Origin of the sequence: Mycoplana ramosa (assembly GCF_041930185.1) — a bacterium.
Lineage (GTDB): Bacteria > Pseudomonadota > Alphaproteobacteria > Rhizobiales > Rhizobiaceae > Mycoplana > Mycoplana ramosa.
In genome coordinates this window covers 254,305-277,902 of record NZ_JBHEEW010000005.1, presented here as the reverse complement: position 1 = coordinate 277,902, position 23,598 = coordinate 254,305, and the positions used below count along the sequence as shown (strand labels likewise).

The window sequence follows — 23,598 nt, the reverse complement described above, 5'->3', positions numbered from 1 at the left end:
CCGTATCGATCTTGCGTTATTGCACGCGGCCGCCGAGAAGCGCCATCTGGTAGAGCGCGATGCCGCTTGCGGTGGCGACATTCAGGCTATCGAGCCCGGGCCTTTGTGGAATGCGCGCGGTATGGAAGCGGGATAGGATGGCTGGCGGAAGCCCCTCGCCTTCCGTTCCGGCAACCAGTGCCAGCCGGGGCGAAGCCTCGATGCGAGCAATGGATGTCTCGCCCCGTGGCGACAGGGCCCAGATGACGAAGCCAGCCTCCGCAAGACGGCCAAGGAGGGTGTTCGCATCCCCGCCCCTGGCGAAGGGAACGCTCAAGACCGCCCCGACGGACACGCGGATCGCCTTGCGATACAAAGGATCGCAGCAGGTTTCATCCAGCAGAACCGCATCCGCGCCGAAGGCCGCCGCATTACGAAAGAGCGCCCCCATGTTGTCGTGGTTCGAGATACCGCAAGCCGCGAGCACGAGACTGTCCGCCGGAAGCGATGCAATCAGAGCCGCCGCGTCCGCGGCCTCTTCGCGCCGGCCGATCGCCAGCACCCCGCGATGCATGTCGAAGCCGGCGATCGCGTTGAACACCGCGCGGTCGGCCACGTAGACGGGTACACTGGCCGGGAAGCGCGCCAAGATTTCGGCAAGCCCGCCGAGCCGGTTCTCAAGGACCAGGATCGCCTCGGCGCGAAAGCCGGAGGCTCCCCCATGGGCGCTCGCCAGCATGCGCAGCACCACCGTTCCCTCGGCAACGAACCGGCCCTGCCGTCCGACGAGGTCGCGTTCGCGGATCGAGCGGAAGGCCGCAATCCGCAGATCGTCGCTGTCGCTGATCCGGATCGGTTCTGCCGCCATCGGCAGTGCCTAGCGGCCGGTGACGTCGATGTCGGCGACGATCCGGCCGGCAGCGATGTCGAACAGGATCGCCTTGCGCGCTCCATCAGACAGCGTACCGAAGAACAGGATCTGGCCATTTGACTGGGAGACCGACGAGATGGTGAAGCCGTCCGGCAGCGCCACAGTGCCGGTGAGCGGCCCGTCGCTCGGCACCGAAAGCCCGGCAGAGATGCGGCTTTCGGGCTTGCCATCCGTCCGCGTCACCTTATAGACAATGGCCGCAAGCACCGCCATGAACATGATGAGCATGATACCGCCCGAGACGAGCTGCAGCCGCACCATCTTGCGACGGACGTTTTCCATGGCCGGATCGAGCGGCTTTTCTTCTTGTTCATCGATCTCGATATTCGACATGAGCGGTAGCGTCTCCGACAGGCAGGACAATCTTTGAATGAGCGACCCCTTTAAACAAGCCGACGACACAAGGAAAGTCCTGACCGCTGGTGAGGATGCCGCAGGCCGCCTCGATGCCTGGCTGGCCGACGCGCTCGGCGGCGAATATTCGCGCAGCCGCCTCAAGGCGCTCATCGAACAGGGCGCGGTCCTCGTCAACGGCACGGCCGTCACCGAACCGAAGCGCAAGGTGCACCCCGGCGACGCGATCGCGATCACGCTCCCCGAACCCGAAGACCCCGAACCGCAGGGCGAGGACATCCCGCTGGAGGTCCTCTACGAAGACGACGATCTGATCGTCGTCGTCAAGCCTGCCGGGCTCGTCGTCCATCCGGGAGCCGGCAACTGGACCGGGACGCTCGTCAACGCCCTGATCCATCATTGCGGCACGAGTCTCTCGGGCATTGGCGGCGTCCGCCGCCCCGGCATCGTCCACCGGCTGGACAAGGAGACAAGCGGCGTCATGGTCGCCGCAAAGAACGACGCGGCCCACCGGCATCTCTCCGCGCAGTTCGCCGACCATGGCCGCAGCGGCCCGCTGGAGCGCACCTACCAGGCCGTCGTCTGGGGGCGCCCGAAGCAACTGCGCGGCACGATCGACGCCCCCCTCGGCCGCGCCGGCGACCGCACCAAGCGCGCCGTGAAGCGCGAGGAAAGCGAGGACGCGCGCGAAGCGATCACGCATTACGAGGTGATCGAGCGCTACGGCGAGAAGCCGGATGCGACCTGCCTCGCCTCTTTGGTCGAGTGCGAACTCGAAACCGGTCGCACGCACCAGATCCGGGTGCACATGGCCCATATCGGTCATCCGCTGATTGGCGACCCCGAATATGGTGCGGCCTTCAAGACGAAGGCGAACCTTCTGCCAGACGCGGCGCGCGCGGTGGTCAACGGCTTCCACCGCCAGGCCCTGCATGCCTTCATGCTGCAGTTCGAGCATCCAATCACCGGCGAGGTGATGCGCTTCGAGGCACCGGCGCCGAAAGACCTGGAGGCGCTGCTGGCGACGCTGCGGGCGATGAACTGATCCGCGCCGGACAAGCACTGGCCTTGAAAATCCGGCCCGCCGGCACGAAATATTGTCTTGCCCGCACAAGCCGCACGATCGTTCCGGTTTTCACCCTATCGTGAAACGACCGGTGCTTGAACCATTGTTTCGCCACACCTATCTTACACTCTGGCGGGGTCGCCAAGTCCCGCCCCGGAGCATGATCGCAAACGGGAAGCCAATCTGGATCAAGCTCCGCTGAAGGCTTGCCTACCGAGGAAGCCGTACCAAGGAAAGGGGTGCTCGATGGCCCGCAACACACTGCCGTCCATAACGGCCGGCGAAGGCGGTCTCAACCGCTATCTCGACGAAATCCGCAAGTTTCCGATGCTTGAGCCGCAGCAGGAATACATGCTCGCCAAGCGCTACCAGGAACATGACGATCGCAATGCCGCCCATCAGCTGGTGACGAGCCATCTGCGCCTCGTGGCGAAGATTGCGATGGGCTATCGCGGCTACGGCCTGCCGATCGGCGAGGTCATTTCCGAGGGCAATGTCGGCCTGATGCAGGCCGTGAAGAAGTTCGATCCCGAGCGCGGCTTTCGCCTCGCCACCTACGCGATGTGGTGGATCAAGGCGTCGATCCAGGAATACATCCTGCGGTCCTGGTCGCTGGTGAAGATGGGCACCACCGCCAACCAGAAGCGGCTGTTCTTCAACCTGCGCCGGATGAAGAGCAAGATCCAGGCGATCGAGGAGGGTGATCTGAAGCCCGACCAGGTGGCGGAAATCGCCAGGAAGCTGCAGGTTTCCGAAGAGGAGGTCGTGTCGATGAACCGGCGCCTGTCCGGCGATGCCTCGCTGAACGCGCCGATCAAGGCCAGCGAAGGCGATTCCGGCCAATGGCAGGACTGGCTCGTCGACGACCGCGACAGCCAGGAAGAGACGCTGATCGAGCAGGACGAACTGGAAACCCGCCGCGCCATGCTGGCGCGTGCCATGGCCGTGTTGAACGAGCGCGAACGCCGGATCTTCGAGGCAAGGCGCCTGTCGGAGGATCCGGTGACGCTGGAACAACTCTCGTCCGAATTCGACATCAGCCGCGAGCGCGTGCGCCAGATCGAGGTGCGCGCCTTCGAGAAGGTCCAGGAAGCCGTACAGAAACTTGCCATCGAACAGGCAAAGTCCGTCCGCGTCATCGAAGACGCGTAAGCAGGGAAGAACTGATAACCGTAAAAGCGAAGAGCCCGGCGTCACCGCCGGGCTCTTTCGTTCTGGCCATTACTGGCTGTTTGCCGTCGGCCCCAGCGCCGACCAGGCGTTCATGACCGAATTGAACACTTCCGCCCCGGTCGTGCCCTTTTCCAGCGTGATCAGGGCGCGCCGGCCATTGCGATAGGTGATCGGGATATCGATCCAGTCGCGGCTCTTGAGCAGTTCGGTGTTGCGTGCGATCGCGTCCGGGAAATCGTTGAGCGCGATCATATGGAAGTCTTCGGTGATTTTCGCCGGAACTGCGATCAGCGGGTCGCCACGATCCTGCTCCGTCTGCTTCATCGCCACGCGCTGGACGCTGTCGATGTTGCCGCCCTCGAACTCCGCCGGCAGCGCGAAGACGATCTCGACAAGGTGGCTCGCCGGCAGCGACTTGTCGGCGTTGCGCCGAAGGGTCAGCTGCGCCGTCAGGCCGTTGGATGGGACATTGACCTGGGCATGGATCACCGGCTCAGGCTTGGCATCGCCACCTGGTGACTCCTCACCCTTGGACCAGACCACGGTGCCATCGATCGCCGTCGGCGCGGATTGGCCGAGACGCTCCTCATAGAGGAACATCTTCTGCGAAACCCCGACCGGCGGCTGTTGAGTCGCGCCCGCGGTCGCTGCGGTCTGCGTCGTACCAGGTGCCGTTGGCGTCCCCGGGGTGCCCGCTGCGACCTGCCCGGACGTGTCAGACGCCGGAACTCCACCTGCTGCCGGGCCGGCATCCGACCCGCCGCCGGTCGCCGTGGCTGCCCCGTTCGCGCCGGCCGGCGCGGTCGCCCCGGCAGACGCAACCTCGGTGGTCTGCTCAGCCACCGACTTGCCTTCTTCCGTGGTGATCTCGCCGGCGACGACAGCCGGTCCCTCGTCGATCTCCGTGCCATCCGCAAGCAGGCGCTGGGTGAACTTCGACTTGCCGGTCTCGACGGAAGCGACTTGCGTGCCCGCCGTCTCGCTCTGGTTCTGGTCGCCCGTGGCCGCTACGCCGGAACCGCCATCGGCAACGCCCCCCGATGGGGTCGCGGCCGGCGCGACGAGGTCGCCGATCACCTGGTCGACGGTGTCGCGGTTGAGCCAGTAGGCTGCTCCTGCGCCGCCAACCACCACAACTGCCGCCACCGCGGCACCAATTGCGGCGAAACTGATCTTGCGCTTGCGCGGTTCGGCCCGGAATGGCCGCTGTCCGTTGCGCACCGCCTCGGTGACTCCGGCTGGTCCCGCATCAGGCGCGGTCGCGGCAGTGGCGCCCCCACCCTTGCCCGGCTGATAGCCGATCAGGTCCTCCAGATCGCCCCAGGCATTGTCCCTGGCGTTCTTCTGCTCCGTCTTCAACTCGCCGGTCGTCGCCTCTTCCGGCCACTTCCATTCCGCCGGCGGCTCGGCTGGGACTTCCGCGGACGCAAAATCCTGCGCGCGTTCCTCCCGTGCGACGGCCTCATGGGCTGTCACCGCGTCCGGTACGGTATCCGCCGATACCTCACTCCATTCCCAGGCCATTGCCGCCGGTGCACCACCAGCCATCCCGGGTGCCACCGAACCCGCCGCGTCGGGAGCGGCAGCGGCGGCAGGCGCGTCGTTGATCGGCTCACTCGGGAGGGGGCCGGCGGCCTGCTCGGCAAAGGCTGTATGATCATTGGCCGGTTCATCGACAGGCTGCAGACCGATGAACGCGGGGCTCTGGTCTTGGGCCTCCACGGCCGCGTCCGGATGCGCCGTTTCGTCCTGCGCGGGCACGACATCCTGCGGCAGGCTCGCGGCCTCGTCCGCCCAGTGCTGGACCGCCGGCTCGGGCTGCTCGGGCCGGAACGCGGGCGCCGGCTCGGTGATCGGCGGTTCCTGCTCCTCGACAGACACGTACGAAACGGTCGCCGGCTCCGCCATGGCCCGAGGTTCGGATGGCGCCGGCTCGACGACCGGCTGCAGTGGCGGCTGGACGGTCTCGGGCGGCTCCGGCACCTCGGGCGACTCGATCGCAACCGGAACGGTCTCTTCGATCGCCGCTTCTTCGGCCGGAAGGGCCTCGGCGTGCTCGCTCTCAACCTCCGTGATCGCCTTTTCGAGCTTGTCGAGCTGACGTTGGACCAGTTCGTCCGATGGGCGCGGGTTCATCGCCTCGAGTTGCCGGCGCACCGCGCCCCGAGCCTTGTCGTAGACCTTGCCCCGCATATCCGGAGAATTGTCCGTGAGGCCATCAACGGCCCGACGAATGACTGCTACAAAATCCGCCATAAGAACTTTCTCGTGATCTCCGGCCTTTCGTTGTCGCGAATCCAGTCCGGAACGGGTGTCAAATCAAATCCTAGTCCTCGAAGGGATCTGTCACAAGTATGGTGTCGTCCCGCTCGGGGCTGGTCGAAAGCAGCGCCACTGGTGCCCCGATGAGTTCTTCCACCTGGCGGACATACTTGATCGCCTGCGCCGGCAGATCGGCCCACTTGCGCGCGCCGACGGTCGATTCCTTCCAGCCCTCCAGCGTGATGTACTTCGGCACGACGCGCGCCTGCTGGCCCTGGCTCGCCGGCAGGTGGTCGATCTCCTGCCCGTCCAGCGTATAACCGACGCAGATCTTCAGTTCATCCAGACCATCGAGAACGTCGAGCTTGGTCAGGGCGATGCCGGTGATGCCGTTGGTGGCGACCGACTGGCGCACCAGCGCGGCGTCGAACCAGCCGCAGCGGCGCTTGCGGCCGGTGACGGTGCCGAACTCACGGCCGCGCTCGCCGAGGAACTGGCCGATTTCGTCGGTCAATTCGGTCGGGAACGGTCCTTCGCCGACGCGGGTCGTGTACGCCTTGGTGATGCCGAGGATGTAGCCGAGCGCGCCCGGGCCCATGCCGGAGCCGGCGGCGGCCTGCCCGGCAACCGTATTGGAGGAGGTGACGAAAGGATAGGTGCCGTGGTCGATGTCGAGCAGCGAGCCCTGCGCGCCTTCGAACAGGATGCGTGCGCCGGCCCGGCGCTCCTTGTCCAGCATCAGCCAGACCGTGTCGCGGAAAGGCAGCACGCGGTCGGCGACGGAGGTCAGTTCCTGCATGATCGCGTCGTGGCTGATCTCCTGTTCGCCGAGGCCGCGGCGCAGGGCGTTGTGGTGTGTCAGCAGCCGTTCGACCTTGGCCGAAAGCGTCTCGAGGTCGGCGAGATCCATGACCCGGATGGCGCGGCGGCCGACCTTGTCTTCGTAGGCCGGTCCGATGCCGCGGCGTGTGGTGCCAATCTTCACACCGCCGTTGGTGTTGGCGGCCGCATCCTCGCGGATGCCGTCGAGTTCGCGGTGCAGCGAAAGGATCAGCGTCGCGTTGTCGGCGATGCGCAGATTGTCGGGGGTGATCGTAACGCCCTGGCCCGCCAGCTTGTCGATCTCCGCGCAGAGCGCGTGCGGGTCAATGACGACGCCGTTGCCGATCACCGCCATCTTGCCCGGGCGGACCACGCCCGAAGGCAGCAGCGAAAGCTTGTAGCTCGTCCCGTCGATGACCAGCGTGTGGCCGGCGTTGTGGCCGCCCTGGAAGCGCACGACGATGTCGGCGCGCTCCGAGAGCCAGTCGACAATCTTGCCCTTGCCTTCATCGCCCCACTGGGACCCGATCACCACGACATTGGTCATTTCGTCTTTCCTGCTTCTTGCGCGTTTGCTCGCGCACTCTTTACAAACCCGCGCATCTATACTGTGTAGTTTTTCCGAAAGCGACCCTGTTATGGGGATGCAACCCGCTTTTTACGTCGCCATTTCGGCAAATTGAACCTATCTCTGCGCCCGCCCTTCCCTTCGCAACTGCGATGCGCTTCTTGGAAAAACGCCGTGAACAGCAAAGCCTATCTCTATCTCTGCGTGACCACGCTCTTCTGGGGCGGCAACTCCGTTGCCGGAAAACTGGCGGTCGGCCATGTCAGCCCGATGATGCTGACGACACTGCGTTGGTTAATCGCTCTTTGCGTCATTCTTGCGTTCATGAGGCCGCAGATCAAGCGCGACTGGCAGAAAATCAAGGCGTACTGGCTGCAGCTTTTCCTCTACGGCGCATTCGGCTTCATGCTGTTCAACGCACTGCTCTATTCCGCCCTGAAGCATACGAGCGCCATCAACGCGGTGATCGAGCAGGCCGGCATTCCCATGCTCATCTTCGCCTTCAATTTCGTCCTTTTCCGCATACCCGCCACTCCCGCCCAGATCGTCGGCTTCTCCATGACCCTGATCGGCGTACTGACGACGGCGGCTCATGGCGATTTAGGCTCGCTGATGGACCTGAAGTTCAACTTCGGCGACATGCTGATGCTGTTCGCCTGCATCGTCTACGCCGCCTACACGGTCTCCCTGCGCTGGAAACCGGCAATGCACTGGCAAAGCTTCATCGTCGTTCCCGTGTTCGGCGCGCTGGTCAGCTCGCTGCCGCTTCTTTGGTGGGAGGCGGCGCAAGGCGGAATGATCGTACCGGACACCACCGGCTGGATCGTCGTTCTTTACGCCGCGATCTTTCCCTCGCTGATGTCCCAGGTTCTCTGGGTGCGCGGCGTGGAAATGATCGGGCCGAACCGCGCCGGCCTTTTCATCAACGCCATTCCGGTTTTCGGCATGCTTCTCTCCGTGCTGCTGATCGGCGAGAGCCTGCAGGTCTTTCATATGGTCGCGATGTGCCTCGTGCTGGGCGGCATTGCCGTTGCCGAGTGGGGTCGTCCGAAACAGGACTGACGTCGCCCCGGCCTTGTCATCCCGGCACCAGCGATCACATCCTTCAGGCGATCGGCGCCCGGGGAGCTGTCCTGATTGACACGGCGTCGACAAAGCCGCACCTGACAATCCTCAAATTAGGGAGGCGGCATTTAGCATTGCTTAGACATTTGCTGGTCAGTTCAAACCGTTGCTTGGAGTGCTATGCGTCGATGTAGACGTGCGAAGGCCGCTCTGAAATCTTCAAAACTGCATCAAATGCCTCCCCCCGAAAGCCCATGACGGCTTGCGGGGAAGCATGCGCTGCTTCCCGCGGGGGCTGACTCTTGAAAAATCTCAAAATATCGACACGCATATACCTTCTGACGGCGTTGGCGCTTCTCGTCCTGGCGGCGGCGATGACCTACAAGACGAACGTCGCCAACGAGGAAATCGCGGCCGAGCGCCGCGCCATGCTCCAGAACGTCACCGCGATGGCGATCTCCGTGATCGCCGGCTACGAAGAGCAGGAAAGAAAGGGCGAGCTCTCCCGTGAGGAAGCCCAGAAATACGCACTCGAAAACGTCATGGCGATGCGCTTCGGCAAAGGCGGCTATTTCTTTATCAACAGCTTCGACGGCATCATGGTCGGCCACCCGCTGAACAAGGCCTTGGTAGGAACTGACATTACGGGCCTGAAGGATCACAACGGCAAGGCGTTCAACGTCGAACTGATCCAGCTCGCCCAGAACCCCGGCAGCGGTTTCGTCGACTACTACTGGGACAAGCCCGGCCAATCCGAACCGGTCAAAAAATTCTCCTACATCCAGGGCTTCAAGCCATGGGGTTGGGGCGTCGGCACCGGCGTCTACGCTGACGACCTGGCCGCCCAGGCACAGACGACTCTGATCGTGACCATCACCATCACCGTGCTTGCCGGACTGGCAACGCTCGCAGCCGCGCTTGCCATCGGCCGGTCGATCAGCCAGCCGATCGAGCGGCTCAAGGACGTTATGCTCGAAGTCTCCAGGAACGACACCCGTACCGAAGTCCCAGACACCGATCGCAAGGACGAGATCGGCCACATGGCCGGGGCGCTGGTGCTGCTGCGCAATTCCGTCATCGAGCGCAACGAACTCGAGGTCAGCCAGCGCGAGCAGCAGCGGTTGATCGACAGCGAGCGCAACGCCAGCGCCGAGCAGCAAGCCGCCGTCTCGCGCAGCCAGGCCCATGTCGTCGACCAGATCGGCGCGGCGCTCGAAAAGCTCGCCAGCGGCGATCTGACCTTCCAGGTCGGCGATCTTGGCGCAGACTATGAGAAACTCCGTCGCGACTTCAACGGCGCGGTTGCCGCCTTGCGGTCGACCATCACCGCGATCGCCGACTCCACCCGCGTCGTCAACAGCAGTGCTGCCGAAATCAGCAATGCCGGCAACGACCTTTCCCAGCGCACCGAGCAGCAGGCCGCCTCGCTTGAGGAAACCGCCGCGGCTCTCGACGAAATCACCTCGGCTGTGCAGAACTCGACGGTCCGCGCCGAGGAAGCCAAGCGCATGGTGGCCGAGGCGCGCAAGGGCGCATCCGCCTCGAGCGAGGTCGTGCGCAGGGCGATCGACGCCATGGGGCGGATCGAGAGCTCGTCCTCCAAGATCGGCGAGATCATCGGCGTGATTGACGACATCGCCTTCCAGACGAACCTGTTGGCGCTCAATGCGGGCGTCGAGGCCGCACGCGCCGGCGAGGCCGGCAAGGGTTTTGCCGTCGTTGCCCAGGAAGTGCGCGAACTTGCCCAGCGCTCGGCCAACGCTGCCAAGGAGATCAAGGCACTGATCACCGCCTCGACCGGCGAGGTCTCCGCCGGCGTCGACCTCGTCGAAGCGACCGGGACTTCGCTGTCCGACATCGAGCGGCGCGTCAACGAGATCAACGACCGCATCGTCGCGATCGCCACCGCCGCGCAGGAGCAATCCGTCGGCCTGCGCGAAATCAACACCGCGATCAACCAGATGGACCAGATGACGCAACAGAACGCGGCGATGGTCGAGGAAACCTCGGCAGCCAGCCAGACGCTTGCCGCCGAGAGCGCCCACCTCGCAGACCGCATTGCGCAGTTTCAGCTGGAACCCGGACAGCAGCAGCATGGCTACACGGCTCGCCGCGCGGCCTGAGCAGGCATCGACTATACTTCAGACAAAAGAGCCCGCCCCGAAACAACGGTGGCGGGCTCTTCCATTCCGGGCAGCCGTCGGTCCACACCATTGTTTCGTTTCGTCAATTGTGCGACCTTTCTCTGGCCACGATGACGGGTGGAAGCTGGGGCCGCGACAATTGAAAGCCTGGACCGTTAGCGAACCGAAAATCGGAACCTTGTCGCAATGTGTCGCGGTTGCCCGCCACTTTGATCCCAGCCCAACGGAAAAGACATTCATCGCCGGGCGAGGTTTTCGCCGGATATTTGATCCGCCGCTCTTTCGGCGCTCGGAACACGCACCAGAACTCATCATCTCGTGCGGCTTTCGCGCCGAGAAGCGGGCAATGAGGATCAAGGCCGCCTACGGGGGCATGCCTTTGTCGGTTCATCTTCAGCCGCCAAAGATCGACGGCTACGACATGGTTTTCGTGTCGCGCCATGGCTGGAGGCCCGAATTCGAAAGCCGGCCCGGTTACTTCCAGATGCTCGGCGTCCCGCATCGTTTCTCCGCCCAGTTCTGGCAGGAGCGGCGTCCGGCTGCGCGGGCGATCTATGCGCCCGCAGACGAAAAAGTGGCTGCAGTCTTTGTCGGCGGTCCGAACGACGCCTATGACTACGACGCACCGGCGCATGAAGCGATTGCGTCAGCGGTAAATGGGCTGGTCGATCAGAACTGGAAGGTCCTTATCTCGGTATCGCGCCGGTCGACCGAGCAAACCTTGCATTCGCTCCTGAAGCTGCGTTCGAAGCACGTGGTCGTGTGGGACCGGTTCACGCCTAATCCCTATGTCGAGTTCGCCGCAGCTGCGGATGCATTCCTGATCGCGAAGGACTCCATCACGATGCCTTGCGAGGCGCTGTCCACGGGCCGTCCGGTCTATGTCCTTGAGCTCACACCGGTTCCCGGAGAACGGCTGGAGAAATTCGAGTGGTATCACCGCGACCTGCAGGAAACCCTCGGATTGACACGGCCCTTCAACGGCGACCTGGCACCGTACGACTACCTCCCGCCTCGCGAAACCGAAAGAATTGCGGGCATCATCAAGGAGCGGCTGGCGGACAAGGGCTAGCCGCGCATGTCGTTGTCCCGACACCGGTTCCTGATTTCGGGAGACGCGGCTAGGAACGCCTGCTCCAGCTCGGCGATCGGTTCGGCCGGTATCGACGCGGCTCAAGAGGCCCACCCGGTTTCCCGGGCGGGCCTCTGTTCTCGTCATCTTGGGAGGAGACGAATTCAGTCGACGTTGAAGACGAGCGGTTTCGCCTGGCGGATCGCCGGGTGGGCCGTCAGGGTGTCGAGCACCTCCTGCTTCACCGCCCCGTCAACATAGAGCAGCGCGATCGCGTCGCCGCCCTGCTTGTCGCGGCCGAGCTGGAAGTTGGCGATGTTCACGCCGCCTTCGCCCAGCGTCGTGCCGATGAAGCCGATCATGCCGGGCACGTCGGTGTTGGCGATGTAGATCATGTTGGCGCCGACGTCGGCATCCATGTTGATGCCCTTGATCTGGATGAAGCGCGGCTTGCCGTCGGAGAAGACGGTGCCGGCGACCGAGCGCGTCTGGTTGGCGGTCTTGACCGTCAGCTTGATGTAGCCGTCGTAGACACCGGTCTTGTCGCGCTTGACCTCGGAAAGGATGATGCCCTTTTCCTTCACCATGATCGGCGCCGAGACCATGTTGACGTCGGCGACCTGCGGGCGGATCAGGCCGGCAAGCACCGCGCTGGTGAGCGCCTTGGTGTTCATCGTCGCCGTCTGGCCGTCATAGAGGATCTCGATCTCCTTGATGGCGCTTTCGGTGACCTGGCCGACGAAGGCGCCGAGCACGTCGGCGAGCTTGATGAACGGCTTGAGGATCGGCGCTTCCTCGGCGGTGATCGAGGGCATGTTGATGGCATTCGAGACAGCCCCCTTGATGAGGTAGTCCGACATCTGCTCGGCCACCTGGAGAGCGACATTCTCTTGCGCCTCCGTCGTCGAGGCGCCGAGGTGCGGCGTGCAGACGACGTTCGGCAGGCCGAACAGCGGGCTCTCGGTGGCGGGCTCGACGGCGAACACGTCGAAACCGGCGCCGGCGACATGGCCGGACTTGATCGCTTCGGCGAGCGCTTCCTCATCGACCAGGCCGCCGCGGGCGCAGTTGATGATGCGCACGCCCTTCTTGGTCTTCGCCAGGTTTTCCTTGCCGAGAATGCCGCGGGTCTTGTCGGTCATCGGCACGTGCAGGGTGATGAAGTCGGCCTGGGCGAGCAGGTCGTCGAGCTCGACCTTGGTGACGCCCATTTCCTGGGCGCGCTCGGGCGACAGGAACGGGTCATAGGCCAGGACATGCATGCCGAGTCCGATCGCCTTCTTGCAAACGATGCCGCCGATGTTGCCGGCGCCGATGACCCCGAGCGTCTTGCCGGTGATCTCGACGCCCATGAACTTCGACTTCTCCCACTTGCCCGCCTGGGTCGACAGGTCGGCGGCCGGCAGCTGGCGGGCGACGGCGAACATCAGCGCAATGGCGTGTTCGGCGGTGGTGATCGAGTTGCCGAACGGGGTGTTCATGACGATGATACCGCGGCGCGAGGCGGCCGGGATGTCGACATTGTCGACGCCGATGCCGGCGCGGCCGATCACCTTGAGGTTGGTGGCGGCCGCGATCAGCTTTTCCGTCGCCTTGGTGGCGGAGCGGATGGCGAGGCCGTCATAGTTGCCGATGATCTCGGCGAGCTTTTCCTTGTCCTTGCCGAGCTGCGGCTGGAAATCGACCTCGACGCCGCGGTCGCGGAAGATCTGGACGGCGGTTTGCGACAGTTCGTCGGATACGAGTACGCGAGGTGCCATGAAGGCCTCCTTCATTCGTGCGATAGGAATTTGGGATCGGGGTGGCCTCGCACGAAGGCGGGGCCGGTCGCGCAATCAGGCCGCAGCCTTGGAAAGCGATGCCTTCTGGGTCTCGTAGGCCCAGGTGAGCCAGGGCAGCAGCGCCCGGATGTCGGCGGTGTCGATCGTCGCACCCGCCCAGATGCGAAGGCCGGATGGCGCGTCGCGATAGGCGCCGATGTCATAGGCGACGCCTTCCTTCTCGAGGAGTGCGACGATGCCCTTGGCGAAGGCTCCTTGCGCCTCGGCGTCAAGCGCCAGCACATCCTTGTCGGCAATCGTCAGGCAGACGGAGGTGTTGGAGCGGGTCGCCGGAACCTTGGCGAGGTTTTCGATCCAGTCATTCTTCTCGACGAAGTCGAAGATCGCCGCGGCGTTGGCATCCGCCCGCGCCATCAGCGCCTTCAGGCCGCCGAGCGATTTGGCCCAGAGAAGAGCGTCGATATAGTCCTCGACGCAGAGCATCGACGGCGTGTTGATCGTCTCGCCCTGGAAGATGCCCTCGATCAGCTTGCCGCCCTTGGTCATGCGGAAGATCTTCGGCAGCGGCCAGGCCGGCGTGTAGCTCTCCAGCCGTTCGACGGCGCGCGGCGACAGGATGATGACGCCGTGGCCGCCCTCGCCGCCGAGAACCTTCTGCCAGGAGAAGGTGGTGACGTCGAGCTTGGCGAAGTCGAGGTTCTGCGCAAACGCGGCCGAGGTCGCGTCGCAGATCGTCAGGCCCTGGCGGTCGGCCGGGATGAAGTCGGCATTCGGCAACCGCACGCCCGAGGTGGTGCCGTTCCAGGTGAAGACCACGTCGCGGTCGAAATCGACGGCGGAAAGGTCGGGAAGCTCGCCATAGGCGGCCTCGAACTTGCGGACATCGGCGAGCTTGAGCTGCTTGACCACGTCGGTGACCCAGCCGGCGCCAAAGCTTTCCCAGGCGAGCATGTCGACGCCGCGGGCGCCGAGCAGCGACCAGAGCGCCATCTCGACGGCGCCGGTGTCGGAAGCGGGCACGATGCCGATGCGGTAATCGGCAGGCACTTCCAGGATTTCGCGGGTGAGATCGATGGCCTGCTTCAGCTTGGCTTTGCCGATCTTGGCGCGGTGCGAGCGACCGAGCGGAGCGTCAGCAAGCGCTTCTAGCGACCAGTTCGGACGCTTCGAGCAGGGGCCAGAAGAGAAACGGGTATTGTTCGGACGCACGTCCGGCGGGGTGACGGTCTTCGTCATGATGGCTATCCTTCCAGATAGAAAGCCCTTCGTTGGGGAAGGGTGTCCCGCCGCCGCAAATATGGGAGGGGGCCATCCAAGTCAAGCCGAATACGTCGCTGTCAGGAAATTTTTCGCCGCAAAGGAAACGGCGCGAGAACATGTCCCGCGCCGCACAATCCAGGGTTTTGGACGTTTACCAGGTCGTCACGCGGATACCGGCGCGGATCTCGTGGCGCTGGAAACCGTCGTCGCTGGCCTTCGTGCCGGAGGCGCCGAGCGACTTTTCCAACTGGTTGTAGCCGAACATCTTGCCGCCATCGATGTCGGAGTAGCGGTAGCCGACATCGAGCTTGACCCGGTTCGTCAGGTCATAGGAGGCGCCGGCCATGAGCGCATAGGTGAAGCGCCAGCTTTCCTCGCCGGGATTTTTCGTCGTGCCCTGAGCGGTGCTGCCGCAGGTACCGACGCCATCGACGCAGGTGGCGCGGGTCGTAAGGTCGTCCCACTGGACATTGGTCGCACCGATGCCGGCGCCGATGTACGGCGTGAAGCCGGCATAGGTGCCGAGGTCGACATAGCCGTTGGCCAGGATGCTGATGGCGTCGAAGCCGGAGTCGTGGGTGAAATTGCAGCCCGTACCGGCATTGCCGCCCGGCCGGCATGGCTGATCAATCCCTGATTCGGCATCAAAGCTGGAATTGAAAAAATCCGTCGTCAGGTCGGCACGGAGGAAGTTGTTGAACTGGTAGCCCATGCCGAAGCCATAGGAAAAGGGCTTGGAGAAACGGCTATCATCGAAGCTTTCTCGGCTTTGGCCGCCGGTGAATGTGTCAACGTAGGTGTAGTTTCCATCCCCGCCGCTAATCGATGCGGAATACCCAAGATCGCCGCGGATGTACCAGCCCTGTGCGGCGGCGATCGTTCCCATATCGACTTCCGGCGCCTGGACCACCGGATAGAGCTCGCCGCCGGCGTGAGCGACGGTCGCCGACAGGCCGGCGGTCAAAGCGGCACCGAGAATTGTCTTTCGCACGATCATGTCTCGCCCCCACGCGACGGCCACGGGCCGGTTAAGTGAGAACCAGTATTTCAGGGAAGGGTTAAGGCTCGGTTAAGCATGTTTGTTAACCATGGCCGCCGTCGCATCCTGCCACCGCACCGTGGAGTGTCCTTGCTCCTGCGATTGGTCGACCTCCCCGACAGAGAGACAGCATTCACCTTGCCGCAGGTGCTCCGCCAGGCGCAGCGCGAGGGTGACGATCATGAAGGTGGGGTTGGCATGGCTGCTCGTCGGAAACACCGACGATCCCGCGACAAACAGGTTGCTGGTGCCGTGCACCCGGCAATTCTCGTCGACGACACCGGTCGCTGGTTCCTTCGACATCCTCGTGGTGCCGGCATGATGGGCCATGGAATCGAACATGCGAAGGCGCGCACGCACCTGCTGTTCCAGGTCCCTCTCGTCGTAGACGAGTTCTCCGGTACCGCTGCGCCTGAACTGGTCCCTGACCAGGGCGTGGGTGGCCATGACGGTCCGCACGTCGAGATCGGTAAAGGCGATTCTTGCTTCCGCACGGGGAACACCCAATGCGTCCCGCTCCGAATGCAGAACGATGCGGCTGTCGGGATTCGGCAGATGCTCGGTTTGGTAGAACAGACCGAATCGGTTGTGCAGGTCCTCCTTCCGCGGCAGCAGGATCGGCAGCCGACGCTTGGCGAAAAACCGCTGCCTCGCCGCTTCGACGAGTTGCGGCACCAGTGCGGGGGCCTCTTTCGCCATCCTGCCGAAGTGCCGCAATAGCACCTTCCTGTGCCGCAGGATGTCGGCAACATCGCGCTTGCGAGCGAGCGCAAGCGCGAACTTGGCGATGAACACCGCCGACGAAAGCGCACCGGCTTGCAATTCCTCATCGCCATAGGGCGTGAGGAAACTGGCAACGGCATTGCCCATACGCCGTCGGCGTTGCGCCGTCGGTGTTATCCAGAACCTGCGGCGAACGTATGTCTCCCCGTGCCGCTCGAAGCCGAAGAGAAAACGGCCTCCGGGGTCCGTCAGGCGGCTCCAGGCATGCATGCCGTTCGGATGCGACATATAGAACCTGCCCACCTTGTCGAACGCATTTCCAATACCCGCCGAAGCAGCATCATTCGAGGCGAGCAGCAGGCGAGCGTTTTCTATGGCGCCGCAAGCCAGCACGATCCTGCGCGCCCGGACAATGAAGCGATGATCGGGGGCCAACGCCACCTGCGCGTGCAAGACGCAACCGGACTCCGGATCGAATTTCAGACCGACGAGGGTGGCATTCAGGATGGTCGTCATATTGGCCTGCTTGTCGAGCAGCGGTCCATACCGTCGGGCAAAATTCGTAGGCGGCCCCCATCGCTCGAGCGGCGAGGAGAGCACTCCGCCGCCGTCGAAGCCGGCAATCATCTCGGCCTGGCGGCCGGGAAACGCACTGCCTGCATCGAACACGGGCTCGCCGACCTCGCACAGAGCGGCGGCGCGCGCGAGATACGGCTCCACGTCACGCCAACCGAGCGGCCATCCACTGTACGGAATCCAGGGACGAGGCTTGAAATCGATCGGATCGAACGCGATACAGCGACCGCCCCACGCCGTCGAGGCGCCTCCGAACACGCGACGGCGATTGGCCTCCAGAGGCTCGTGGCTGCCCACAGGATGAACGAACCCACGCAGCAGGTCTTGCGATTGCGTCGATTCGCGCTCGCCGCCGCTTTCCAGCAAGATCGTGCGCAACGATGATCCTGCAAGTCCCATGGCGATCGTGATTCCGGCCGGCCCACTGCCGACGATCAGTACGTCGCACTCCAGGATGGTGCCCGCGGGCACCGTTTTCAGCCGGGACATGTCTCGGCCAACTCTCTGAAAGGAATGTTCCGCGTCGATTCCACGCTCGCTATGTTGTCTCGCAAATGCCCGACGTTTGTCGTCCCGGTGAGGACGGAGCTGACAAAAGGCTGTTGGGCGACAAATCCGAGGATGGCCTGCCGGGGGGTGATGGCATGGCGTCGGGCGAACTCTTCAAGGCGTTGTTCCTGGTCATGTGCAAAGACCCGGTGCACCACAACCCCTTTTCCCGCAGCCGGCAGCGCAGACAGCGATGCGGAAGAGCGCCACGGATGCACCTCGGTCTGGGCGACCCGAAAGAGCGGATCGCGCCGCACGAGTTCCACCGATTCATCGTGAGCAGACGCGGTCCCGAAGTGCCGCACCTTGCCCGCGCGCTGGGCCCGTTCCAGGACGGCTCGCAATTCGTCCGACAGGTCGAACAGTGCCGGCGGGTCGTGCAGGTAGAAGATGTCCAGATAGTCGGTGCGCAGGCGGCGCAGACTGGCTTCGATGGCGGTGGCGACATAGCCCGGCGAGAAATCCTGTGCGATGACGTTGGCCGTCTCGGCGTTCGTCCGAACGGCGGCCACCCAGGTCCGTGCGTGTCTGAACGGGCCCAATACGCGCTTCAAGAACGGCTTTGCCATCTTGAGTATGCCGCCGGTCCTGCCAAACCGATAACCGGCTTTCGTCGCCACAATGAAGCGGTCCCGACGATCGCGAATGGCCTCGCCGATCACGACTTCGCTGTCGCCCTGGCCATAGATATCGGCTGTATCGATAAAGTTGATCCCGAGATCCGCAGCCGCCGAAACCAGGTCGAGCGCTGTGCGGCGGGAAAGCCCGGATGAGACGGAGGTCAGCCTCGAGGTACCAAGACCGAGGAGCGAGGGGCAAAGTTCCGTATCTCCAAGGGTCCGGTACTCCAAACTGCATCCCCGTCAATGTTACCCCGGCACGATCCAGAACATCATGACCTCGCAGCGTTGTCGACTTCGCCTATCGGGCGTCGGGCGGGCAATACGGCGGCAAGGATAGGTCGGATGACGTACGTCTCAATCTCCGGTCGTAACCGCCTGCTCGGAACGACGAAAGCCGCCCGGTAGCCGGACGGCTTTCTTGGCGTAGGGGTTGTGCGATCGTTACTTGTAGACCGCAGGCTCGACCGGTGGCGGAACGTAAGGCACCTCGCAGCTGTTGAAGCTGTAGCGCAGGCCGAGGCGCGCCTCGTGGATGTAGAAGCCGTCGTCATCGCCCGGGCCGCCGTTCATGGCGTATCCGAACATGTCGCCGCCAGCGACCTGGCGGAAGCGGTAACCGGCGTCGGCGGCCCAGTTGCAGGTCAGGTCGACGGACGCACCCGCCATCAGGGCATAGGTGAAGCGCCAGCTGTCTTCGCCGTCGTGCTTGATCGTGGGGTCACAGCTGCCGGGATCATTGACGTCGCACGAGGTGTTGCGCAGGTTGCCCCAGTTGACCCGCGTTGCGCCGATACCGGCACCGACGTAGGGGGTGACGCCGCCAAAGCCACCGGCGACGCCGCCATAGGTGCCGAGGTCGACATAGGCATTGACGAGCAGGCTTAGCGCCGACATCGAGGCGCGATCGGTGGACACGCAGTTCGCGGCGACGCCGCAGCTACCGCTCGTCGAACCCTTGAAGTCGGTGTCGAACAGATAGTCGAGCGTCACGTCGGTGCGGAAATAATCGTTCCACTGGTAGCCGACGCCGCCACCGAGGATGAAGCCATCATCGAGGTCCGTGTCGTCGAAGTCCGCCTTGAAGCCGCCGGGGCCGCCCTGATAGTAGCTGGCGCCGCGCATATCGGTCCAGCCGTAGCCGACATCGCCGCGCAGATACCAGCCGCTGGCTGACACGACGGGCTCGACTGGCGCGATCGGGGCAGGCGCCGCCTGGTAGAGGTCAGCCGCATACGCCGAAGAGCTCGCAATCACGGCTGCAAGGGCGGTACTCATTAACATTCTCATGGCCCAACTCCATAACAAGATTGTCGGGCGCTGCGGCAAACACAGGACCCAATTCATCGATCGTCACGGATAATGGCCGGGAAAGGTTAAGTTGCAATTAACTACGATGATTTACCCTAGGCGTTAACCATTGGGTAAGCCTGGCGCGGGAGACGCGCCGCCGCCTGCTTCCTTCAACACCGAAAGGGCCGAGGTGGCAGACCTCGGCCCTTTCGGTAGATCAAGATTTCCTGGCGGACTGCTGCCTCAGGCGGCGCTGCGCACCGAACCGATGACCCCGACCAGTTCGTCGACGATGCGCTCGACCTTCGACCGGTCGTCGCCTTCAGCCATCACGCGGATCAGAGGCTCGGTTCCGGACGGACGGATCAGCAGCCGGCCGCTCTTGGCCAGCGCGTTTTCGGCGTCCGCAATCGCCGCAAGTACGCCGGCATCCTCGAGCGGCTTGCCGCCGGCGATGCGTACGTTCTTCAGGACCTGCGGCACCGGCTCGAAGCGGTTGCAAACCTCGCTGACCGGCTTGCCGCTGCGCTTGACGCAGGCCAGCACCTGCAGCGCCGCCACAAGCCCGTCACCGGTCGTGCCGAAGTCGGAAAGGACGATGTGACCGGACTGTTCGCCGCCCACATTGAAATCGTGCTGGCGCATGTGTTCGACGACGTAGCGGTCGCCTACCTGCGTGCGATGCAGACCGATCTTCTTGCTCTTGAGGAAGCGCTCAAGCCCGAGGTTGGACATCACGGTCGCGACTAGGCCGCCGCCTTTCAGCATGCCGTCGCCGGCCCACGTCTCGGCGATCACCGCCATCAGCTGGTCGCCGTCGATCAGCTTGCCGTTCTCGTCGACGATCTGCACACGGTCCGCATCACCGTCCAGCGCGATGCCGATGTCTGCGCGGACCTCATCCACCTTGCGCCGCAGCGCCTCGGGGTGCGTCGAGCCACAATCGCGGTTGATGTTCGTGCCATTCGGATCGGCGCCGATCGTGACCACGTCCGCACCCAGTTCCCAGAGTGCCGCCGGCGCCACGCGATAGGCCGCACCGTTGGCGCAGTCGATCACGACCCGAAGGCCGTGCAGCGTCACGTCGCGCGGCAGGGTGCGCTTGGCATACTCGATATAGCGGTCCTGAACGCCGTCGATGCGCTTGGCCCGGCCGATCTCGCCGGCCTTGGCGAGTTGCGGCACGGCGTCGTTGTCGAGCAGCGCCTCGATCTGCATTTCCAGCTCGTCGGAAAGCTTGTAGCCGTCGGGACCGAAAAGCTTGATGCCGTTATCCTGGAAGGGATTGTGCGAGGCGGAGATCATCACGCCGATGTCGGCGCGCAGCGACCGGGTCAGCATCGCAACCGCCGGCGTCGGGATCGGTCCGAGCACGAAGGCGTCGACGCTGGCCGCCGTAAAGCCCGCCACCATCGCGTTCTCAAGCATATAGCCGGACAGGCGCGTGTCCTTGCCGATGACGACGCGGTTGCGATGGGTACCGCGGCGAAAAATCGTACCGACGGCGATGCCGACCCGCATTGCGAGGTCTGGCGTCATTGGGAAGACGTTGGACTGGCCCCTGATGCCGTCCGTTCCGAAATAGCGACGCTTCATCTATGCTCCTGAATGTGTGCCGAGCCTCCGGCGGCTGCCCAAACGCTGGCGCTGTCGATCGCGGCTCTTTTCGCCTCTTTGCCACAGATTGAAACCGAGAGCACCTGAAATTCCGTTACAGGCCGTTACCGGCCGATACGGTCGAGCAACAGTCGATTGCGACACAGCGCGGGCGTGCCTAGAATGCAACCTTTGCCCACGACAGGAAACCTGCGGTGCGCCGTCAGCGACCGCAGCCGAACAGCCGCGGACGAACATGCCGATGACGTGGATCGATACAGCCAAGACCTGGGCCCGCGCGATCAAGCGCGACGTGGTCGTCCTCTGGTTCGCCGCCCGCGACCGGCGCGTTGCCTGGCACGCCAAGGCCGTTGCGGCGATGGTTGCCGCCTACGCTCTCTCGCCGGTCGACCTGATCCCCGACTTCATTCCCGTACTTGGCTACCTCGACGACCTGATCATCGTCCCGCTCGGGACGATTGCCGCTCTAAAGCTGATCCCTCCGGATATTCGCGCCGAACTGCGGGCCGCGCGCCGTCGAGCGGATCGCCCTGCCCGCCTCTCGCATTGGCCTGGCGGTTGTCGTGCTCATCTGGATGGTGATCGCGCTCGCATTGCTGGAACGAATCTTGCTGATGCAGAAAGGCGCCGCGTGATCATTCACGCGACGCCCCTGAAACGTCAATGCTTGTCGTTGACCCCGCCGAATGGCGCTACTGCGGCTGCGGTTCCAGCCCGCCTTCTGCCTCGCCGCCCTTCTTCTGGCCGCCGGCCTTGGGCACCGCCGAGCCACGATGTGGCGGACTGTCGTCGCCGAGGTCGCGGGCCGGCTTTTCGCCACGGATCAGCGCCTTGATTTCGTCGCCGGTCAGCGTCTCGTATTCCAGCAGCCCCTCGGCCAGCGCCACAAATTCGTGGTGCTTTTCGGTAATGATACGCTTGGCCTCCGAATAGGCTTCGTCGATCAGGCGGCGGATCTCGTTGTCGATCTTCTGGGCGGTGGATTCGGAAACATTCTTCGACTGCGCCACTGAATGGCCGAGGAAGACCTCCTGCTGGTTCTCGCCATAGGCCACCTGGCCGAGTTGGTCGGAAAAGCCCCACTGCGTCACCATCGCGCGGGCCAGCTTGGTTGCCTGCTCGATGTCGGAGGAAGCGCCGGAGGTGATGTTCTCCTTGCCGAAGGTGATCTCCTCGGCGACGCGGCCACCCATCATGATCGCCAGCCGCGAGACCATCCACTTGTAGCTCATCGAGTAGCGGTCGCCCTCCGGCAACTGCATCACCATGCCGAGCGCACGGCCGCGCGGAATGATCGTCGCCTTGTGCAACGGATCGGCCATCGGCACGTTGAGCGCCACGATCGCGTGCCCCGCCTCGTGATAGGCCGTCAGCTTCTTTTCGGCCTCGGTCATGGCGGACGAGCGGCGTTCCGCGCCCATCATGATCTTGTCCTTGGCGTCCTCAAACTCCTGCATGGTGACAAGGCGCTTGTTGCGCCGTGCCGCCATCAGCGCCGCCTCGTTGACGAGGTTCATCAGGTCGGCGCCGGAGAAGCCGGGCGTGCCGCGGGCCAGCACCTTGAGGTCGACGTTCGGCGCCAGCGGCACGTTGCGCACGTGCACCTTGAGAATGCGCTCGCGGCCGACGATGTCGGGGTTCGGCACCACGACCTGGCGGTCGAAGCGGCCGGGACGCAAGAGCGCCGGGTCGAGGACGTCCGGACGGTTGGTGGCGGCGATCAGGATGATGCCCTCGTTCGCCTCGAAGCCGTCCATCTCGACCAGCAACTGGTTCAGCGTCTGTTCGCGCTCGTCGTTGCCGCCGCCAAGGCCAGCGCCACGGTGACGACCGACGGCGTCGATCTCGTCGATGAAGATGATGCAGGGCGCGTTCTTCTTCGCCTGCTCGAACATGTCACGGACACGGCTTGCGCCGACGCCGACGAACATCTCGACGAAGTCGGAGCCGGAAATCGTGAAGAACGGCACGTTCGCCTCGCCGGCGACGGAGCGCGCCAGCAAGGTCTTGCCGGTGCCGGGCGGGCCGACGAGCAGCACGCCGCGCGGAATGCGCCCACCGAGGCGCTGGAATTTCTGCGGGTCGCGCAGGAACTCGACGATCTCCTCCAGGTCCTGCTTGGCCTCGTCGACGCCGGCGACGTCGGCGAAGGTGACGCGGCCGTGCGCTTCGGTCAGGAGCTTCGCCTTGGACTTGCCAAAGCCCATGGCGCCGCGCGAGCCGCCCTGCATTTGCCGCATGAAGAACAGCCAGACGCCGAGGATCAACAGCATCGGCAGCAGGGTGCCGATGTAGCTCAGGAAGCTGTTGGAGCCGTCGGTCTCGGGACGGGCGTTGACCACCACGTTCTTCGCTTCCAGCCGCTCCAGCAGCGCGTCATCGACGGCCGGCGCATAGGTCTGGAAAGTGGTGCCGGTCTCCACATAGCTGCCGACGATCTTGTTGCCCGTGATCACCACCTCCTTGACCCGGCTCGCATCGATCTCCTTCAGGAACTGCGAATAGGGAACGTCCCGCGAACCGGTCTGCGCCGGGCTCGTCTGGAACATGCTGAAGAGAGCGATCAGCAGGAGCGCTATGATGGCCCAGAGGGCGACATTGCGGAAATTTGGATTCATCGGGCTTTCCGGGCGTTTTCTCGGCTACAGGTGTTGTGCCGTCTCATTTGCACCTAACATAGGGTCGCAGTACCGCCTTGCCAAGG

17 protein-coding genes and 1 pseudogene are annotated in these 23,598 nt (G+C 64.0%); 6 read left to right on the top strand and 12 right to left on the bottom strand.

Translation table 11 applies throughout. The annotated features are described in order from the left end of the window. Positions 1-16: 16 nt before the first annotated feature. Both JNC62_RS08755 and JNC62_RS08750 read right to left on the bottom strand, forming a co-directional pair. Entirely contained in the window at positions 17-847 is an 831-nt protein-coding gene (locus JNC62_RS08755) for a TrmH family RNA methyltransferase (protein WP_374837873.1), read from the bottom strand. A 9-nt stretch (positions 848-856) separates the two neighbouring features. Next, positions 857-1,243 carry a hypothetical protein gene (locus tag JNC62_RS08750; RefSeq protein WP_374837871.1) on the bottom strand — a complete coding sequence of 129 codons (387 nt, stop codon included), beginning with the start codon at positions 1,241-1,243 and terminating at the stop codon, positions 857-859. A 37-nt stretch (positions 1,244-1,280) separates the two neighbouring features. Between JNC62_RS08750 and JNC62_RS08745 the strand changes: the two genes are divergently transcribed. Further along, positions 1,281-2,309: an RluA family pseudouridine synthase gene (locus JNC62_RS08745; RefSeq protein ID WP_374837869.1), complete on the top strand. Its 1,029-nt coding sequence runs from the start codon at positions 1,281-1,283 to the stop codon at positions 2,307-2,309. A gap of 267 nt (positions 2,310-2,576) precedes the next feature. Beyond that, positions 2,577-3,482: an RNA polymerase sigma factor RpoH gene (gene rpoH / locus JNC62_RS08740; protein ID WP_374837867.1), complete on the top strand. Its 906-nt coding sequence runs from the start codon at positions 2,577-2,579 to the stop codon at positions 3,480-3,482. A gap of 69 nt (positions 3,483-3,551) precedes the next feature. On the opposite strand, the gene JNC62_RS08735 is transcribed toward rpoH, so the two are convergent. Continuing rightward, a complete protein-coding gene (locus JNC62_RS08735; protein ID WP_374837865.1) occupies positions 3,552-5,759 on the bottom strand; it encodes a hypothetical protein in 2,208 nt (735 codons plus the stop codon). 70 nt (positions 5,760-5,829) lie between these two features. Then, positions 5,830-7,134 (bottom strand): adenylosuccinate synthase, encoded by a 1,305-nt coding sequence (locus tag JNC62_RS08730; protein ID WP_374837863.1) that lies wholly within the window; start codon positions 7,132-7,134, stop codon positions 5,830-5,832. A 195-nt stretch (positions 7,135-7,329) separates the two neighbouring features. Between JNC62_RS08730 and JNC62_RS08725 the strand changes: the two genes are divergently transcribed. From JNC62_RS08725 to JNC62_RS08715, 3 genes are all read left to right on the top strand, one after another. Then, entirely contained in the window at positions 7,330-8,217 is an 888-nt protein-coding gene (locus tag JNC62_RS08725; protein ID WP_374837861.1) for a DMT family transporter, read from the top strand. 305 nt (positions 8,218-8,522) lie between these two features. Beyond that, positions 8,523-10,343 carry a methyl-accepting chemotaxis protein gene (locus JNC62_RS08720; protein WP_374837860.1) on the top strand — a complete coding sequence of 607 codons (1,821 nt, stop codon included), beginning with the start codon at positions 8,523-8,525 and terminating at the stop codon, positions 10,341-10,343. Continuing rightward, positions 10,315-11,436, top strand: a complete 1,122-nt coding sequence (locus tag JNC62_RS08715; protein WP_374837858.1) for an ELM1/GtrOC1 family putative glycosyltransferase — start codon at positions 10,315-10,317, stop codon at positions 11,434-11,436. The genes JNC62_RS08720 and JNC62_RS08715 overlap by 29 nt, the downstream gene beginning before the upstream one ends. Positions 11,437-11,600: 164 nt before the next feature. Here JNC62_RS08715 and serA read toward each other — a convergent pair whose 3' ends face one another. The 7 genes from serA to glmM all read right to left on the bottom strand — a co-directional run bounded on the left by serA (position 11,601) and on the right by glmM (position 20,873). Next, entirely contained in the window at positions 11,601-13,196 is a 1,596-nt protein-coding gene (gene serA / locus JNC62_RS08710; protein WP_374837856.1) for a phosphoglycerate dehydrogenase, read from the bottom strand. 75 nt (positions 13,197-13,271) lie between these two features. Then, positions 13,272-14,453, bottom strand: coding sequence for a phosphoserine transaminase (locus JNC62_RS08705; protein WP_374837854.1), 1,182 nt, complete (start codon positions 14,451-14,453; stop codon positions 13,272-13,274). A 175-nt stretch (positions 14,454-14,628) separates the two neighbouring features. Then, positions 14,629-15,474, bottom strand: a complete 846-nt coding sequence (locus tag JNC62_RS08700; RefSeq protein WP_374837852.1) for an outer membrane protein — start codon at positions 15,472-15,474, stop codon at positions 14,629-14,631. A 72-nt stretch (positions 15,475-15,546) separates the two neighbouring features. Further along, positions 15,547-17,304: a GMC oxidoreductase gene (locus JNC62_RS08695; protein ID WP_374837850.1), complete on the bottom strand. Its 1,758-nt coding sequence runs from the start codon at positions 17,302-17,304 to the stop codon at positions 15,547-15,549. After that, positions 17,292-18,215, bottom strand: coding sequence for an aldo/keto reductase (locus tag JNC62_RS08690; RefSeq protein WP_374837849.1), 924 nt, complete (start codon positions 18,213-18,215; stop codon positions 17,292-17,294). Before JNC62_RS08690 ends, JNC62_RS08695 begins: the two co-directional genes overlap by 13 nt. A gap of 213 nt (positions 18,216-18,428) precedes the next feature. Next, complete coding sequence (locus JNC62_RS08685) at positions 18,429-19,274, bottom strand: outer membrane protein (RefSeq protein WP_374837847.1); 846 nt, start codon at positions 19,272-19,274, stop codon at positions 18,429-18,431. 246 nt (positions 19,275-19,520) lie between these two features. Beyond that, on the bottom strand, positions 19,521-20,873 hold the full coding sequence (glmM, locus tag JNC62_RS08680; protein ID WP_374837845.1) for a phosphoglucosamine mutase: 1,353 nt from the start codon (positions 20,871-20,873) through the stop codon (positions 19,521-19,523). Positions 20,874-21,135: 262 nt separating this feature from the next. Here glmM and JNC62_RS08675 point away from each other — a divergent pair. Next, a pseudogene (locus JNC62_RS08675) lies at positions 21,136-21,529 on the top strand (YkvA family protein). Positions 21,530-21,586: 57 nt separating this feature from the next. Here the strand turns inward: JNC62_RS08675 and ftsH are convergent. Then, a complete protein-coding gene (gene ftsH / locus JNC62_RS08670; RefSeq protein WP_374837843.1) occupies positions 21,587-23,512 on the bottom strand; it encodes an ATP-dependent zinc metalloprotease FtsH in 1,926 nt (641 codons plus the stop codon). Positions 23,513-23,598 lie beyond the last annotated feature (86 nt).